Annotated in this window: 14 protein-coding genes and 1 pseudogene; 1 reads left to right on the plus strand and 14 read right to left on the minus strand. The window is 65.6% G+C overall.

Annotated elements, in window-relative coordinates:
- Window positions 1–106: 106 nt before the first annotated feature.
- The 9 genes from C1D09_RS18630 to rsfS all read right to left on the minus strand — a co-directional run bounded on the left by C1D09_RS18630 (window position 107) and on the right by rsfS (window position 8349).
- On the minus strand, window positions 107–649 hold the full coding sequence (locus C1D09_RS18630) for a GreA/GreB family elongation factor (RefSeq protein ID WP_143975692.1): 543 nt from the start codon (window positions 647–649) through the stop codon (window positions 107–109).
- 14 nt (window positions 650–663) lie between these two features.
- Window positions 664–1086 (minus strand): nucleoside diphosphate kinase regulator, encoded by a 423-nt coding sequence (gene rnk / locus C1D09_RS18635; protein WP_143975693.1) that lies wholly within the window; start codon window positions 1084–1086, stop codon window positions 664–666.
- A gap of 272 nt (window positions 1087–1358) precedes the next feature.
- Complete coding sequence (gene alr / locus C1D09_RS18640) at window positions 1359–2504, minus strand: alanine racemase (RefSeq protein WP_143975694.1); 1146 nt, start codon at window positions 2502–2504, stop codon at window positions 1359–1361.
- Between the two features lie 65 nt (window positions 2505–2569).
- Window positions 2570–3091, minus strand: coding sequence for an RNA pyrophosphohydrolase (locus tag C1D09_RS18645; protein ID WP_143975695.1), 522 nt, complete (start codon window positions 3089–3091; stop codon window positions 2570–2572).
- A gap of 30 nt (window positions 3092–3121) precedes the next feature.
- A complete protein-coding gene (locus C1D09_RS18650) occupies window positions 3122–4303 on the minus strand; it encodes a divergent polysaccharide deacetylase family protein (protein ID WP_143975696.1) in 1182 nt (393 codons plus the stop codon).
- Between the two features lie 192 nt (window positions 4304–4495).
- The gene (locus C1D09_RS18655) at window positions 4496–5827 is read right to left on the minus strand and encodes a S41 family peptidase (RefSeq protein WP_038650335.1); all 1332 of its coding nucleotides are present in this window, start codon (window positions 5825–5827) and stop codon (window positions 4496–4498) included.
- Between the two features lies 1 nt (window position 5828).
- Entirely contained in the window at window positions 5829–7199 is a 1371-nt protein-coding gene (locus tag C1D09_RS18660; protein WP_143975697.1) for a murein hydrolase activator EnvC family protein, read from the minus strand.
- A 205-nt stretch (window positions 7200–7404) separates the two neighbouring features.
- Window positions 7405–7887 (minus strand): 23S rRNA (pseudouridine(1915)-N(3))-methyltransferase RlmH, encoded by a 483-nt coding sequence (gene rlmH / locus C1D09_RS18665; RefSeq protein WP_064981297.1) that lies wholly within the window; start codon window positions 7885–7887, stop codon window positions 7405–7407.
- An 84-nt stretch (window positions 7888–7971) separates the two neighbouring features.
- Window positions 7972–8349, minus strand: coding sequence for a ribosome silencing factor (rsfS, locus tag C1D09_RS18670; protein WP_010912111.1), 378 nt, complete (start codon window positions 8347–8349; stop codon window positions 7972–7974).
- A gap of 241 nt (window positions 8350–8590) precedes the next feature.
- On the opposite strand from rsfS, the gene C1D09_RS18675 reads away from it, so the two are divergent.
- Window positions 8591–9442: a mechanosensitive ion channel family protein gene (locus C1D09_RS18675; protein WP_095793480.1), complete on the plus strand. Its 852-nt coding sequence runs from the start codon at window positions 8591–8593 to the stop codon at window positions 9440–9442.
- A 54-nt stretch (window positions 9443–9496) separates the two neighbouring features.
- Here C1D09_RS18675 and C1D09_RS18680 read toward each other — a convergent pair whose 3' ends face one another.
- The 5 genes and pseudogenes from C1D09_RS18680 to obgE form a co-directional block, all read right to left on the minus strand.
- Window positions 9497–10795 (minus strand): MFS transporter, encoded by a 1299-nt coding sequence (locus C1D09_RS18680; protein WP_143975698.1) that lies wholly within the window; start codon window positions 10793–10795, stop codon window positions 9497–9499.
- Window positions 10796–10890: 95 nt separating this feature from the next.
- Window positions 10891–11478: a nicotinate-nucleotide adenylyltransferase gene (locus C1D09_RS18685; RefSeq protein ID WP_143975776.1), complete on the minus strand. Its 588-nt coding sequence runs from the start codon at window positions 11476–11478 to the stop codon at window positions 10891–10893.
- Between the two features lie 193 nt (window positions 11479–11671).
- Window positions 11672–12958, minus strand: coding sequence for a glutamate-5-semialdehyde dehydrogenase (locus C1D09_RS18690; protein WP_143975699.1), 1287 nt, complete (start codon window positions 12956–12958; stop codon window positions 11672–11674).
- 3 nt (window positions 12959–12961) lie between these two features.
- Window positions 12962–14097, minus strand: a pseudogene (proB, locus tag C1D09_RS18695) (glutamate 5-kinase).
- A gap of 4 nt (window positions 14098–14101) precedes the next feature.
- Window positions 14102–15133 (minus strand): GTPase ObgE, encoded by a 1032-nt coding sequence (gene obgE, locus C1D09_RS18700; protein WP_143975701.1) that lies wholly within the window; start codon window positions 15131–15133, stop codon window positions 14102–14104.
- Window positions 15134–15251 lie beyond the last annotated feature (118 nt).

A 15251-nucleotide genomic window follows, 5' to 3' on the forward strand; every position in this document is an offset into this window, starting at 1 on the left:
GCGCGCGCCCTCAGGACGCCCGTCGACGCGACCGCATTTCTCGATGTGCGCATGATCCCAAATGAAAATCGATGCCGATTTTCGAGAACCATGCGCTGTTGCCCATTCACGCCGCCGAGGGACCGGGGTCGTCGTCTTCTGTCTGCCGCATTCCGGGCGTCTCGCCAAGAGGCCGCCAATCGTCTGCGGCGCTGTAGACGAGAGTGAGCCCGTGCGGTCGCCGCCCGTCGGCTCGGTCTTTCTTCCTGACCGCGCGGCGGGCAGCTTCCGGCTGGTAGAGCACGGCGTTGATCAGGATCGACTCCCGCCGGCCGTCGGCGTGCTCGATCGAAGCCGCCTGGCCCTGCGCCATGCCAAGCATGCAGAGCCCACGCCTGGTTGCCACCGACAGGCTGGAGCCCACCGGTCCGCGCAGCTCGTTCCGCACCAGGGTGCGCGTCTCGGCGTGACCGGCATCGACGCTGAACACCACCCTGCTGTTCAGCGTGACGATATCGGGGCCGACCGCATCGACCTGGACGATATCGGCGCTTGAAAGCTTGCGTTCGAGCATCTGCACGATTGGATCAGCGAATGCGCGCCAACGCTCCAGCATGATTTCGAGGACGGCGCGGTCCTTCGTGGTCAGGCAGCAATTCGTGCTTTTCATCTCCGCCTCCACGATCAGCGCCGCTGCGCGCCGGAGACCGGCGTGTCGACGGCTTCGACCGTCACCGACAGTTCACGGCCGCCACGACTGCTCCAGCGAACCGCCTGCCCGATCGCCACCCCGATGAGCGCCGTTCCCATCGGCGTCAGCACCGAAATCCTGTTTTCGGCAATGTCGGCTTCGCCAGGATAGACCAGCATGATGCGCTGGGTTTCCCCGCCTTCGCCGCGGACCGTTGCGATCGAACCCATGCGCACCACGTCGGCCGGCATCGTCGCCGCGTCCGTGACGATGGCGCGGTCCATCTCGAAGAGCAGTTCCTCGGCCGTCTCGGGGGCGCGGTCGAGCAAGGCGCTCGCCAGGCCAGTCAACCTGTCATGGTCGGTGTCGCTGATCAGAATCCGGCTCGGCGGACGCAGTCCTGTTCCATGTTGCATGGCAAACCTCTTGGATCGGCGCATCGAATGGATGCGCGCTTGCCACCGTACTGACGGCGGCGTGATGAAAGGCCGGCGGCCTTGAAGGGCTGTACGGCTTGATGGCGGTTGGATGTATTGATGCCCCGATACGAACGGACGCCAGAAGGCGGCCGCGCCGGGGCTACGATCCCGCGATCGGGCAGACCCTGAACAAGGTTCTGGTGTAAGCGAGGTTGCTCATGCCCCGAACCTTGCCGACAGGCGCACGCTTGTCAAGCGCGGCCAAACGCTCAACCGCCGACATAGCGGCGGTGAAAGCGCGGGCCGAGGCTGGCCAGGATTTCATAGCCGATGGTGCCGGCATGGCCGGCGGCATCGTCGACGCTCTGGGAGGGACCGAGCAGTTCGACCAGATCGCCCTCGCGCAGCTTGCCGGGCGGCAGCGCGGATATGTCGAGAATGATCGAATCCATCGACACACGTCCGAGGAACGGCAGGCGCACGCCTTCGAACCACGCCGCCGAAGCGGAGCGGCGCAGCCAGCCATCCGCATAGCCGAACGAAATCGTCGCCAGGCTCAGCGGGCCGACCGCATGGTAGCTATGGCCATAGCCGATGCCGGCGCCCTTTTCGACGCGGCGCGTCTGCGCCACCTTGGCGTGCAGCCGCACCACGGGCAGCATCGGATTCGGCTCGCCGGGCGTCGGATTGATGCCGTAGAGCGCCGCACCGGGCCGAGCCAGATCGTGATGGTAAGACGGTCCGAGAAAGATGCCGGAGGAATTGGCGAGCGAGGCAGGCGCCTCGGGCAGCACGGCGCGTAGCCGTTCAAAAGCCAGCCTCTGCTGTTCGTTGGCCGGATGGCGCGGCTCGTCGGCGCAGGCCAGATGGCTCATCACATATTTGACGTCGATGCCGTCGAACGCACCGCCATCACCGCCCAGCGCCTCGACCTCGGCCGGCGCCATGCCGAGCCGCGACATGCCGCTGTCGACCTGGATGGCCGCCGGCAGCCGGCGACCGGCATCGTGCGCCGCCACGCGCCAGGTTTTCAACTGCGCACCACTGTTGATGACCGCGCAAAGCCCAGCCGCCGTCGCTTCCGGCTCGGAGCCAGGCGGCAGGCCGTTCAGCACGTAGATGTCCGGACCGGTGCCGATCGCCTTGCGCAGCGCGATGCCTTCCGCCAGCAGCGCGACAAAGAAGATGTCGCAGCCTTCCCGGATCAGGGCCGTAGCCACCTGGGCGGCGCCGAGGCCGTAGCCATTGGCCTTGACCACCCCGGCGCAGTTCACGCCGCCCAGCCGTGCCTTCAGCCGCCGGTAGTTTTCACGGATCGCGTCGAGATCGATCGTCAGGATCGCGCCGGCCGCCGCTTCGCTGACCGGCCAACCGGTGACGATTTTCGCAGTGGACCGGTCGACGGCGTCGTTCATGGCGACCCTCATTGCATCGGCCATCAATACGACCCTCGCACCAACGCGGCAACCTCGGCGCGCGATTACCGCGCCAGATGACTAAACGCCGCCACCACGTCCTCATAGACCTTGCGCTTGAATGGCACGATCAGGTCGGGCAGGTCCTGCATCGGCCGCCACGACCATTCGTCGAATTCGGCGGTATGGCCTCCCGGCGGCGGATTGATCTGGATTTCGCTGCTCTCGCCATGGAAGCGGAAGGCGAACCATTTCTGCGTCTGGCCGCGATACCGGCCCTTGAAGGCAATGCCGACGAGATGGTCCGGCAGGTCGTAATTGATCCAGTCCGGCGCTTCGGCGATGAGCGAGACGCTACGCATGCCGGTTTCCTCGTAAAGCTCGCGCTCGGCCGCCTGCAGCGGCTCCTCACCCTTGTCAATGCCGCCTTGCGGCATCTGCCACAGCTGAGTCGTGCCGGCAAATTCGCTGTCGGGTTCGGCGATGCGATGCCCGACCCAGACCAGGCCCTCGCCATTGAGGATCATCAGCCCGACACAGGGACGGTAGGGCAGCGCTTCGCGGTCGACCACTTTCGTCTTCGGCATCAGTCGGTGTCTCCAGCCATCCTGCGATGGCTAACCCTTTTGCGGATCGATCGCCACCGCTGAAATCGGCACGATCTCGATGCCGCGCTTCTTGGCTTCGGCAATCCAGGATGAGACGATGTCGACCGTGAGATCGAAGGCCGAGCCGATGCCGACGGCAGTGCCCTTGGCCCGCGCCGTGGCTTCGAGACTGTCGAGTTTCTTCAGGATGGCGCCGCGATCCTGCACGGCGTCGATCGCCGTGTCACCGGCGACGAAGGGCACGCCGTCCTTCAGCGCCAGGTCGGGCGCCAGGCTGCGCGCCGACGATCCGTCGTCTATATAGGCGAGACCCCGTTTGCCGAGTTCGGCCATGAACGGCTCCATTGCCCCCGGGTCGGCGGAGAAACGCCCGCCCATATAGTTCATGACGCCGGTATAGTTCGTCGTCCGCGACAGCGCCCAGTGCAGATTCTTGAGGTTCTCCTCGGCGCTCGCCGCCACGGTCAGCGTGTTGCGGCCGGGATTGACGTTGGGATAGTCGAACGGTTCGAGCGGCACCTGCATGACGATCTCGTGGCCGCTCTGCCGGGCGGCTTGCATCCAGCGGCCGATGCTGTTGCCTTGCGGCGCGAAGGCCAGCGTCACTTCCGCCGGCAGCTTGGCGATCGCGGCCTGGGTGCCGGTCTGCGAGACGGCCAACCCGCCGATGACGATCGCCACCCGCGCGCCGCGCGCGCCTGACCACGGCCGTGCATAGACGTCGAAAGGCCGTCTACCATCGACGGAGCGTATCGGCAGCGGTCCGGTGTCGCTGACTTCGATCAGCGCCTTGTCGGGAAGATGCGCGATCTTCAGGTTCTGCCCGACACTGGACGGATCGCGGATGACGATGGCGGCCTGCGGAGGACCATCGCCTTCCTCCTTCTGCACATGGATGATCTGGGGACCACCGGTCTTGGCTGGCGTTTCAGCCTTTGGCGCCGCCACCGGGGCCGGAGCGGATGGCGCGGCGGCGGGCGCGGCCGCGGCCGTCACTTTCGGCGTCGAAACGGCGACCTCCTGCGGCTTTCGAAACGGCTTTTCCCTGAGCGCGATCGCGGCCGATACGCCGACCAGCGCCAGCACGGCAACGGTCGACGCGACCACGCCCGTGCTGACCTTGCCGGCGGCGCGGGGAGCCCGGACGGTCTGTCCAAGCGGGCGTTCGATGTCCTTGCCGATATCAGCCAAGCCCTGTCCCCAGGGCGCATGGTTGCGAAGGCGATCCCTTCGACGACATGCGCGAATTCATCAACCCTGGCGCCCCCTGGCGCCACATCCGGAGGCGTGGTCTTGCCTCCCCGAATCAAACTGCCGGAACCTTTCGGTCCCGGCAGCATCGCATTGCTTCGTTCAGGCGGCCAGACCCGGCCGACCAAACCGTTACTGGTTGAGCACGGCCTTTTCCGGGTTGGGCGGGAAGGCCGGATCGGTCTTCTCGCCGCGCAGCAGCTTCTCGGCAAAGATCAGCTGCAGATCGTCCTTCGGATCCGGCGGCACATAGGCGGCCGAGCCCGAGCCGGTCGCGCTCTCGTCGGCGCCCTTGATGTGGCCCTTGAGATCGGATTCGCCGCGCGTCAGGTCCCTGCCCTGCAGTTCCGGCGGCAGCGGCTGGTCAACCTTGATGTCGGGCGTGATGCCCTTGCCCTGGATCGACTTGCCCGATGGCGTGTAATAGAGCGCCGTCGTCAGCCTGAGCGCGCCATTCTCGCCGAGCGGAATGATGGTCTGCACCGAACCCTTGCCGAAGGACTGCGTGCCCACCACCGTGACGCGGCGCAGATCCTGCAGCGCGCCGGCGACGATTTCGGACGCACTGGCCGAGCCGCCATTGACGAGCACGATCATCGGCTTGCCGTTGATGTCGTCGGTCTGCTTCGGCTTGGCGTCGAAGCGGGTGACGTCCTTCGGATCACGGCCACGCGTCGAGACGATCTCGCCGCGCTTCAGGAAGGCGTCGGACACGCTCACCGCCTGGTCGAGCAGGCCACCCGGATTGAGGCGCAGGTCGAGCACATAGCCCTTGAGCTTGTCGTCCGGCACCTGCTTCTTGATGGTGTCGATGGCGTTCTCGAGGTCGTCATAGGTCTTTTCGGTGAACGAGGTGATCTTCATGTAGCCGATGTCGTTCTCGACCCGGAACTTGACCGCCTTGACCTTGATGATGTCGCGCACCACCGTCAGCTCGATCGGCTTGTCGGCGCCCTGGCGCAGGATGGTGAGCTTGATCGGCGTGTTGACAAGGCCGCGCATTTTTTCGACCGCGTCGTTGAGCGTCAGGCCGCGAACCTCCTCGCCGTCGATCTTGGCGATGTAGTCTCCTGCCAGCACGCCGGCCTTGGCGGCGGGCGTATCGTCGATCGGCGTGATCACCTTGACCAGGTCGTTCTCCATAGTGACCTCGATGCCGAGGCCGCCGAACTCGCCCTTGGTCTGCACGCGCATATCCTGCGCCTGTTCGGCATTCATGTAGGAGGAGTGCGGATCAAGAGAGGAAAGCATGCCGTTGATGGCGTTCTCGACCAGCGACTTGTCGTCGGGCGGCGTGACATATTGTGCCCGCACCCGCTCGAAGATGTCGCCGAAGATCGCCAGCTGCTTGTAGGTCTCCGATCCCGCAGCGTTCGCCGACGAGCCAGGAGCACCATAGACAAGGCTCATGGCGGATGCGCCCATCAGCGCACCGGCAAACAGAAGCGACAGTTTCCGCATCATTTCACGTCCTTCCAGAAAAACGGTCCGCCCACCATGGGGTCGGATCGACGGGTTTTCCATCCTTGCGGAACTCGACGTAGAGTTCCGGCGTGGCATTTCCATTCTTCGAAACCGAGGTGCTTGCCACCCGGGCCTCTCCCATCGCACCGACCGGCTCTCCTGCGAGCACTGACTGGCCAGTCACGACGCTGATTCTGCTCATCCCCGCCAGAACGACATGATAACCGTCGCCAGCATTGAGGATCAAGAGTTGACCATAAGAGCGAAACGGCCCCGCATAAAGCACATTCCCATCCGCCGGAGCGGTAACGATGGCTCCCGATTGTGTCGCAAGCATGTCGCCAAGCATCACCGCGCCATTACCGTCGTCCGCGCCAAACCGGCGTTTGATGCGGCCGGTGACCGGCAGCGCGATCTGGCCCTGCAGTGCCGAAAAGGGGGCGGTCGCGGTGAGCCGGTTGCCTTCGGGAACCGGCAGTGACGCCAGCGATGCCGTTTTGTCGCCGCCATCGTTTCCATCACTGGTCTGACCGTCACCGGGCTGGCCCGCGGCGGCTGCCTTTGCGGCATCCGCGGCCTTGCGGGCCTTGTCGGCCTGCGCTTCGAGCGAGGCGATCAGGTCCTTCAGGCTGGAGGCCTTGGCCGCCAACTGCTCGGAACGCTGCTGTTCGGCCGCCATTTGCGCCTGCGTGTCGGCCTCGAGCTTCTGCTTGGCTTCCAGCAGCATGCCGAGCCGCTTCTTTTCCGCCACCTGCTCGCCGACCGCCTCCGTCAGCCGCGCCCGCTCGGCCTCGATCGAGGCCGTCACCCGGGTCTGCTCCTTGAGGTCGGCCAGCAGGCTGTCGGTCTGCTGGCGCAATTCCGGCACCACTGCGCCGAGAAGGATGGCGCTGCGCACCGACGACAGCGCGTCCTCCGGCTTGACCAGGATCGCCGGCGGCGGGTTGAGCCCCATGCGCTGCAGCGCGCCCAGCACTTCTGCCAGCACATCGCGTCGCGCCATGAGCGAAGCGCGGATTTTCTGTTGCTGGTTCTTCAGCCCTTCCAGCTTGGCGCCGATATCCTCGATGTCCTGGCCAAGCTTCTGCTCGGTCATCGCCGACTGGATCAGCGCGGCGGTGATCGAGGCATGGTCCTTCTTGACCGCGGCGATATCGGCGGCGAGCTTGGCAAGCCGTTCGGACGAAAGCGTTATTTCCTTGGAAACCTGCTCGTACTCGGCGCGGCTCTGGTCGGGATCCGGCGCCGTGTCGAGCTTGTCTTCGGCCCGCGCCGAGTGGAACGAAAGGAGCACCGCCACCGCAGCCATGCCGCAGCGCGCGCGCCAGGAGCCCCCTGTCGGGCCCGTTGTCGATTTCCAGCCCTCAGACATTCGCGATCTATAGTATCCGCGGCTTCGTTAACGAACCATCAACCATGTTTGACCAGCCCGTCTGCGAATGGATGTTGCTCAAACTGGTCCCCGTTTTGGGCAACGACATGCATCAAAACCCCAGATTCTGCATCTAGCTCGGCATTGGGGCGGAAATCCGGGCAATGGGCGACGAATCACCGCTGGCTGCAACTGTGCGGCAGGCTCACGCGCGATGATAGGGGTGGCCGGAAAGGATCGTCGCCACCCTATAGAGCTGCTCTCCCAGCATCACCCGCACCAGCTGATGCGGCCAGGTCAGCGCGCCGAACGACAGCACCAGATCGGCCTGGTCGCGCAGCGGCGGATCATGGCCGTCGGCGCCGCCTATGGCGAGAACCAGCGCCTTGCGCCCACCGTCGCGCAACTGCCCGATGCGATTGGCCAAATCCTGCGAGGAAAGGCTCTTGCCGCGCTCGTCGAGCAGGATCAGCGCCGTGCCCGGCTGCAGCTGCGCCTGCAGTCGGGAGCCTTCGTCGCGCTGGCGCTCGATAGCGCTCTGCGACCGGCCCTCGGTGATCTCGGTTATCCCGGCAAATTCAAGCCCGACCGCCGGCCCGCTCTTGGCGAAGCGCTCGAAATAGCGGTCGGCCAACTCCCGCTCGGGGCCGGCTTTCATTCGGCCCACGGCATGAACTGAAATCTTCATCCTCGCCTCTATAGGCCGCTAATGCATGTCACCCCAAGGGGGAAGCGGTTTTGGGACAATGGCATGCATCAAAACAAAAGCGGCTTAGTGGAGGGTCTCTTCCTCGAGATCCGGCGCCTGCCACATCTTTTCGAGATTGTAGAATTCGCGGACTTCGGGGCGGAAGACGTGGACGATGATGTCGCCCGAATCGATCAGGACCCAGTCGGCGCCGGACAGCCCCTCGACGCGCGCCGTGCCGAGGCCGGCATCCTTGAGCGCCTTGAGGAGATGATCGGCGACAGCAGAGACATGACGGTGCGATCGGCCCGACGCGACGACCATGTAGTCGCCGAGGCTCGATTTCCCCTGAATGTCGATTGAGACGATGTTTTCGGCCTTGGAGTCTTCCAGACTGGCAAGGACTGTGTTGATGGCGCGGGACACGGCGTCGTTTACGCTGATCCCGGCCGGCGAAGGCACGATGTCGGCCTTCTTCCGCAGTGCTGTTCTCAGTGTATTTCCTTTCGCAGCAAGAACAACCAAATCACCTCAAAAGCAGGTGACACCACTTAGATAGGCAGAGTTCCCTGACAGTTTCAAGACGCTGCCCAACTCACGCGAACTCGCCGGTTGCCCGCTTGTTCCACGCGGGACGCAAAAAAGATCGGAACCGCGGCGTCCGGCATGGGTTATCGGCTGACCGACCAACCGGAATCCCGCCATGCCGATCGATCCGCAAAACACCCTTCTTACCGTCCAGGCCGGCCTAGCACAGCTCAGCACGCTGATCGTTTCCTATTCCTTCTCGGCCATCGGCGCCATCATCCTTCTGGTGGTCGGTTACATCGTCGCCGGCCTCGCCGAGCGCTCGATCTTTGCCGGCCTCGGCCACATCCACGGTTTCGACGCGACGCTGCGGCATTTCTTTTCAAAGATCGTCCGTTACGCCATCCTCATCCTGGTCGTCATCATGGTGCTCGGCCAGTTCGGCGTGCAGACCGCCTCGATCATCGCCGCGATCGGCGCCATCGGCCTGGCCATCGGCCTGGCGCTGCAGGGCACGCTGCAGAACATCGCCGCCGGCATCATGCTTCTGGCGCTGCGGCCGTTCCGCATCGGCGAATCCGTCGAGGTCGGCGCCATTTCGGGGTCGATCGAGGAAATCGGCCTGTTCGCCACCAGGCTCAGGACCGCCGACGGCGTCTACATACTTGCGCCCAATTCGACGCTGTGGAACCAGCCGGTGCGCAACTTTTCGCGCAACGGCGTGCGCCGTGCCGACATCAGCCTGAGCATCGGCTCGTGGAACGACATCGACGGCGCCCAGAAGACCTTGCTTGCCCTTGCCGGCGCCGACAAGCGCATCCGTCGTGAACCGGCGCCGATCGCCTTCGTGGCCAGCCTCGGCGATACGACCGTTTCGCTTACCTTGCGCTATTGGACTTCGGCGGCCGACTACTTCTCCACGAACATCGACATGACGAAGCGCGCAAAGCAGGCTTTCGACAGCGAGGGCATCTCCATCCCGCTGCCGCCACCGGAAGCGCCGGCGCAAGAGACGCGTAAGCAGTAGGCAGCCGCGAGGCGCCGAGAGCACTTTTCCCGCGGCCTTGCGAAGGAACCCGGTTCAGTCCTTTGTCCGGCCCGCCGTCTCGTCCGGTGCATAAGCGAGTTCCACCGGCAGCGGCGCCTGCGCCGTCATCGGCGTGAAGCTGCCGGTCTCGGTGGCGGGCACCGCCTGTGTGGTGAACACGCGCAACAGCACGAACAGGCAGAAGGCGCAGGCGATGACGACAGCCACATAGATGAAGGCCTGCGTGCCGTAGACGGCCGACAGCGCCGTGACGATGCCAGGCACGACAAAGCCGGCCAGCGACCACGCGAACAGGAGCGAACTGGACAGCGCCACCATGTCGTCCTTGCCGGCCCGGTCGGCGGCGTGCGCGCTGGACAGCGAATAGATCGATTCCGAAGCGCCGTCCCACAACACATAGATAACCAGCAGCGCCGGCAGCGCGCCGCCGTCGAAACCGAGGGCGAACATGCCGGCCACCGCGGCCAGCGCGGATGCTCCGATCAGCACGTAGCGGCGGTCGGTGCGGTCGGAAATCCAGCCGAAGGGAAGCTGCAGGATCAGCGTGCCGAGCGGCATCACCGAAAGCAGCAACGCCACATCGGCCTGGCTGTAGCCCTTGGCCGTGGCATGGATCGGCGCGAAACCCGAAATCGACATCGACAGGCCGCCGACCGCCAGCATGCCGGCAACGCCGACCGGCGAGATCCGCCAGGCCCGGCGCAGCGCCACCGAGGCGGCCTGCGGCGCCGGTGGTTGCGCCAGCCGCGTCATGCCGACAGGCAGGATCGACAAAGCGGTGAAGGCAATGCCGATCAACGGCGCATCCGCGGTCCTGACGTCGACCAGCGCCAGCGTGGCATAGCCGACGCCCAGCCCGGCGACATAGGCGACGTAGAAGAAAGCCATCACCCGGCCGCGTATGGCGTTGGCGACGGCATCGTTCAGCCAGCTCTGCGCGACGATGAACAGGCCGCATATGGCAAAGCCGTAGAGGGCGCGCGCGCCGATCCACGGTATGGGGTGCGGACCCGCGCCGATGGCCGCGTTGGACAGCGCGATCAGCGCCGACAGCACCATGAAGCCGCGGGCATGACCGACCCTGCGTACCAGCGGCCCGGTCAGGATGCAGCCGGCAAGACCGCCGGCCGACAGGCCCGTGACGATCAGGCCGGCCCAAGTCGGATCGAAGTCCTCGACGCCGAGCCGGACCGGGATGTAGGCAAACATCAGCCCGTTGCCGATGGCGATAAGCGCCATCGACACGATGACACTTGCGATCGCGATCAGCGGTGTCGGCGCGCTGCCATGCTCCGGTTCGACTGCGGCTTGGGTCTTGGTTTGAATTGCCATGTCGGGTCAGCATCGCCGATGCGTCGGGCAAGCGCCGCCGTAAAAACGACATGGTCGGGCGGCCGAAACGCTGGCTCTTCCCCGGCGGAGATGCCCTACCCCTTCGCCATCTTGCGGATCGCGCTCGACGACAGCGATGAGCGCGGGCCGTGGATGAAGGTCCAGGCCGGCGCCTTCATGTGGGCGAGCAGCGGCGCGTCGCCTTCGTCGATGCGGGCATAATCGAAGGTCTTGGCGACGACCGACGACAGGAACGACAGCGTCGCGCCCGGCCGGTCGATGACCGCGATGGGGAACGTCAGCACGATCTCGCGCCAGCGCTGCCAGCGATGGAAATCGCGCAGACTGTCCGCGCCCATGATCCAGACGAAGTCGACGCCGGGATTGCGCGCCTTGACCAGCGCCAGGGCGTCGGCGGTGTAGCGCACATGATGCGCCGCCTCGAAGGCGGTAATCTTGATCTTCGGGTTCTTGGCGATCTGCTCGGACAGTTGCAGCCGCTCGGCCAGCGGCGCCAGTTCCCGCGTGCTCTTCAGCGGATTGCCCGGCGTCACCATCCACCACAGCTGGTCGAGCGCCAGGCGCCTCAGCGCGATCTCGGCGACCAGCGCATGGCCTGCATGCGGCGGATTGAACGAGCCGCCGAACAGGCCGACGGCCAGGCCCTTCTCGGCATGCGGCATTTTCAGGTAGCGGGAAGGAACGGTGTTCTCACCGTCCCCTTTGTGCGAGGGATGGGCAAGACCCGCGGCTTGCCCAGGTCGGTCGACCCGCGAAGCGGCGCGGGGTGGGGGCATGGTGGAATTCAGCGTCGTCCTCCCACCCGGCTCGCTGCGCTTGTCACCCTCTCCACAAGTGGAAGGGTAAGGGGAGCGCTCACGGCCTCACCTGCCCCGACCCGCGCACGCGATATTTGAACGAGGTCAGCTGCTCGACGCCGACCGGCCCGCGCGCATGCATCTTGCCGGTGGCGATGCCGATCTCGGCGCCCATGCCGAACTCGCCGCCATCGGCGAACTGCGTCGAGGCATTATGCAGCAGGATCGCCGAATCGATCTCGTTGAAGAACCGCTCCACGGCCTTCGTATCCTCGGCGATGATCGCCTCGGTGTGATGCGAGGAGAAGGTCTCGATATGTTCGATCGCGCCGCCGATGCCGTCGACCAGCTTCACGGCGATGATGGCGTCGAGATATTCGGTCACCCAGTCGGCATCGGTCGCCGGCTTGGCGTCGAAAAACACCCTTAGCACCTCTTGATCGGCATGGATCTCGCAGCCGGCGGCGCGGAGCGCATCGAGGATCGGCCCCAGATGCGTGGACGCCACCGCGCGGTCGACCAGCAGCGTCTCGGCCGCGCCGCAGACGCCGGTGCGCCGCATCTTGGCGTTGACGGCGATTTTGATCGCCATGTCGAGATCGGCGGAGCGGTCGATGTAGAGGTGGCAGATGCCTTCCAGATGGGCGAAGACCGGCACGCGTGCTTCGCTCTGCACACGCCCGACCAGACTTTTGCCGCCGCGCGGGATGATGACGTCGAGCGCGCCACCTAGCCCCTTGAGCATCTCGCCGACAGCGGCGCGATCGGTGGTCGGCACCAGTTGGATGGCGTCTTCCGGCAGGCCGGCGGCCTTCAGGCCCTCGACCAGGCAGGCATGGATGGCAGCGGACGAATTGAGCGAATCCGAGCCGCCGCGCAGGATCACCGGATTGCCGGCCTTGAGGCAGAGCGCGCCGGCATCCGCCGTCACGTTCGGGCGGCTCTCATAGATGACGCCGACGACGCCGAGCGGCGTGCGCACGCGCTCGATCCGCAGGCCGTTCGGCCGTTCCCATGCCGCGATCACGTCGCCGACCGGATCCTTGAGTTCGGCGATTTCGCGGATGCCGTCGGCCATGGCACGGATGCGCGCCGGATTGAGCTTCAGCCGGTCCATGAAGGAGGCGGAAAGCCCCGACTCCTCGCCATTCGAGATGTCGATGGCGTTGGCGTCGAGAATGTCCCGCTCCCGGGCGACGATCGCCTCTGCCATGGCAAGCAGGGCGGCGTTCTTGGCGGCGGTGGCGGCGATGGCCAGCGGTCGGGCAGCGGCGCGGGCGCGGCGGCCGATATCGGCCATCAGCGCCACGGTGTCATCCCCGGATTTTTCATGCAGCTTCAGCATGGCTCATCCTCCGCTTAGGTCGCTCCCGCGTGACTCACCACGAGGTCGTCGCGGTGGATCATCGCCGAACGCGCCTCGTAACCGAGCACGGTTTCGATCTCGGCCGTCTTCAGGCCTGCGATCCTTACGGCATCGGCGGCATCATAGGCAACCAGCCCCCGCGCGATCTCGCGGCCCTCGGGCGACAGGATCGCCACCGTATCGCCGCGCGAAAAATTGCCGCTGACCAGTTTGACGCCGGCCGGCAGCAGCGATTTGCCCGATGCGAGCGCACCGACAGCGCCGGCGTCGACCGTCAGCCGGCCGGCCGGTTCGAGCTGGCCGGCGATCCAGGTCTTGTAGCCCTTGACCGGATTGGCGCTCGGCCGGAAGAAGGTGGCGCGTTCCCCGCGCTCGATCGCCATCAGCGGCGACAGCCGCGTGCCCGAGGTGATGATCATCGCGGTGCCGGCGGCGGTGGCGATCTTGCCGGCATCGAGCTTGGTGCGCATGCCGCCGCGCGACAGTTCGGAGGCGGCAGCCCCTGCCATCGCCTCGATGTCGGGCGTGATGCGGTCGACCACCGGAATGAACCTGGCTGTGGGATCGCGCGCCGGCGGTGCGGTGTAGAGCCCGTCAATGTCGGAGAGCAGCACCAGAAGGTCGGCGCCCATCATGGTGGCAACGCGCGCGGCCAGCCGGTCATTGTCGCCATAGCGGATTTCCGACGTGGCCACCGTATCGTTCTCGTTGATGACCGGCACCGCCTTCATCTTGAGCAATGTCGAGATCGTCGCCCGCGCATTGAGATAGCGGCGGCGCTCCTCGGTGTCGCCAAGGGTCAAGAGAATCTGGCCCGATTTCAGCGCACCCTTGCCGAGCGCATCCGACCAGGCGCCGGCGAGCGCGATCTGCCCGACGGCCGCCGCCGCCTGGCTCTCCTCGAGCTTCAGCGCACGCTTGCCGAGGCCAAGGATGGTGCGGCCAAGCGCGATGGCGCCTGAGGAAACAACGAGGATTTCGGCGCCGCCCTGGGCAAGCACCGCGATGTCGTCGGCCAGCGACGCCAGCCAGTCGCGCTTCAGGCCGCTCGCGCGGTCGACGAGCAGCGCCGAGCCGATCTTGACGGTGATGCGCCGGTATTTCTTCAGCGACTGCATGGTCTTACTTTTCCCAGCGCGTCTCGGCCACGGGCGCGGCCTCCGCGCGCGCCTCGGCAATCACTGTCATCAGCGCCCGCAGGACGGCCTCCACGCCTTCGCCGGTGACGGCGGACAGAAGCATCGGCGCCCGCCCCGCGGCGCGCTTCAGCGAGGCGACCTTCTTCTTGCGTTCATCGGCATCGAGCGTGTCGACCTGGCTGAGCGCCAGGATCTCGACCTTTTCAGCCAGGCCGTGGCCATAGGCCTCGAGCTCGGCGCGCACGGTCTTGTAGGCCTTGCCCGGGTTCTCTTCCTGCGCCGAAACCAGGTGCAGCAGCACGCGCGTGCGCTCGACATGGCCGAGGAAACGGTCGCCGATGCCGACGCCTTCATGCGCGCCCTCGATGAGGCCCGGAATGTCGGCGATGACGAATTCGCGCGCATCGATGCGCGCGACGCCGAGGCCGGGATGCAGCGTGGTGAACGGATAGTCGGCGATCTTCGGCTTGGCCGCGGTGACCGCCGCCAGGAAAGTCGACTTGCCGGCATTGGGCAGCCCGACCAGCCCGGCATCGGCGATCAGCTTCAACCGCAGCCAGATGTTGAGCTCTTCGCCGGGAAGGCCTGGATTGGCGCGGCGCGGCGCCTGGTTGGTCGAGGTCTTGAAATGCTGGTTGCCGAAGCCGCCATTGCCACCCTTGGCGAGCAGGAAGCGCTGGCCGACCACGGTGAGGTCGCAGATCAGCGTCTCATTGTCTTCCTCGAACACCTGGGTTCCGGCCGGCACCTTCAGCGTGACGTCGGCGCCCTTGGCGCCGGTCATGTTGCGGCCCATGCCGTGGACACCGGTCTTGGCCTTGAAATGCTGCTGGTAGCGATAGTCGATCAGCGTGTTCAGCCCGTCGACCGCTTCCAGCCAGACATCGCCGCCGCGGCCGCCATCGCCGCCGTCCGGCCCGCCGAACTCGATGAATTTCTCGCGCCGGAACGACACCGAACCGGCGCCCCCGTCACCCGAGCGGACATAGACCTTGGCTTGATCGAGAAATTTCATGGGATGGCAGTTTCTTTTATTGGCCTTGCGGCATTGCTCTAAACCTTGGGCCTTGCTCTAAACCAAGGCGCGGTCGAGGGCGAGACCGTTTATGACAATGGTCGTGGGGTCGGCCGGA

It is taken from the genome of Mesorhizobium intechi (genome assembly GCF_002879535.1).
In the GTDB taxonomy this organism is placed as follows: Bacteria; Pseudomonadota; Alphaproteobacteria; order Rhizobiales; family Rhizobiaceae; genus Mesorhizobium; species Mesorhizobium intechi.

Excerpts from the sequence above, each read along its gene's own strand:
- C1D09_RS18630 (WP_143975692.1), bottom strand. The coding sequence starts at position 649 with ATGAAAAGCACGAATTGCTGCCTGACCACGAAGGACCGCGCCGTCCTC.
- rnk (WP_143975693.1), bottom strand. The coding sequence starts at position 1,086 with ATGCAACATGGAACAGGACTGCGTCCGCCGAGCCGGATTCTGATCAGC.
- alr (WP_143975694.1), bottom strand. The coding sequence starts at position 2,504 with ATGAACGACGCCGTCGACCGGTCCACTGCGAAAATCGTCACCGGTTGG.
- C1D09_RS18645 (WP_143975695.1), bottom strand. The coding sequence starts at position 3,091 with ATGCCGAAGACGAAAGTGGTCGACCGCGAAGCGCTGCCCTACCGTCCC.
- C1D09_RS18655 (WP_038650335.1), bottom strand. The coding sequence starts at position 5,827 with ATGATGCGGAAACTGTCGCTTCTGTTTGCCGGTGCGCTGATGGGCGCA.
- C1D09_RS18660 (WP_143975697.1), bottom strand. The coding sequence starts at position 7,199 with ATGTCTGAGGGCTGGAAATCGACAACGGGCCCGACAGGGGGCTCCTGG.
- rlmH (WP_064981297.1), bottom strand. The coding sequence starts at position 7,887 with ATGAAGATTTCAGTTCATGCCGTGGGCCGAATGAAAGCCGGCCCCGAG.
- C1D09_RS18675 (WP_095793480.1), top strand. The coding sequence starts at position 8,591 with ATGCCGATCGATCCGCAAAACACCCTTCTTACCGTCCAGGCCGGCCTA.
- C1D09_RS18680 (WP_143975698.1), bottom strand. The coding sequence starts at position 10,795 with ATGGCAATTCAAACCAAGACCCAAGCCGCAGTCGAACCGGAGCATGGC.
- C1D09_RS18685 (WP_143975776.1), bottom strand. The coding sequence starts at position 11,478 with ATGCCGCATGCCGAGAAGGGCCTGGCCGTCGGCCTGTTCGGCGGCTCG.
- C1D09_RS18690 (WP_143975699.1), bottom strand. The coding sequence starts at position 12,958 with ATGCTGAAGCTGCATGAAAAATCCGGGGATGACACCGTGGCGCTGATG.
- obgE (WP_143975701.1), bottom strand. The coding sequence starts at position 15,133 with ATGAAATTTCTCGATCAAGCCAAGGTCTATGTCCGCTCGGGTGACGGG.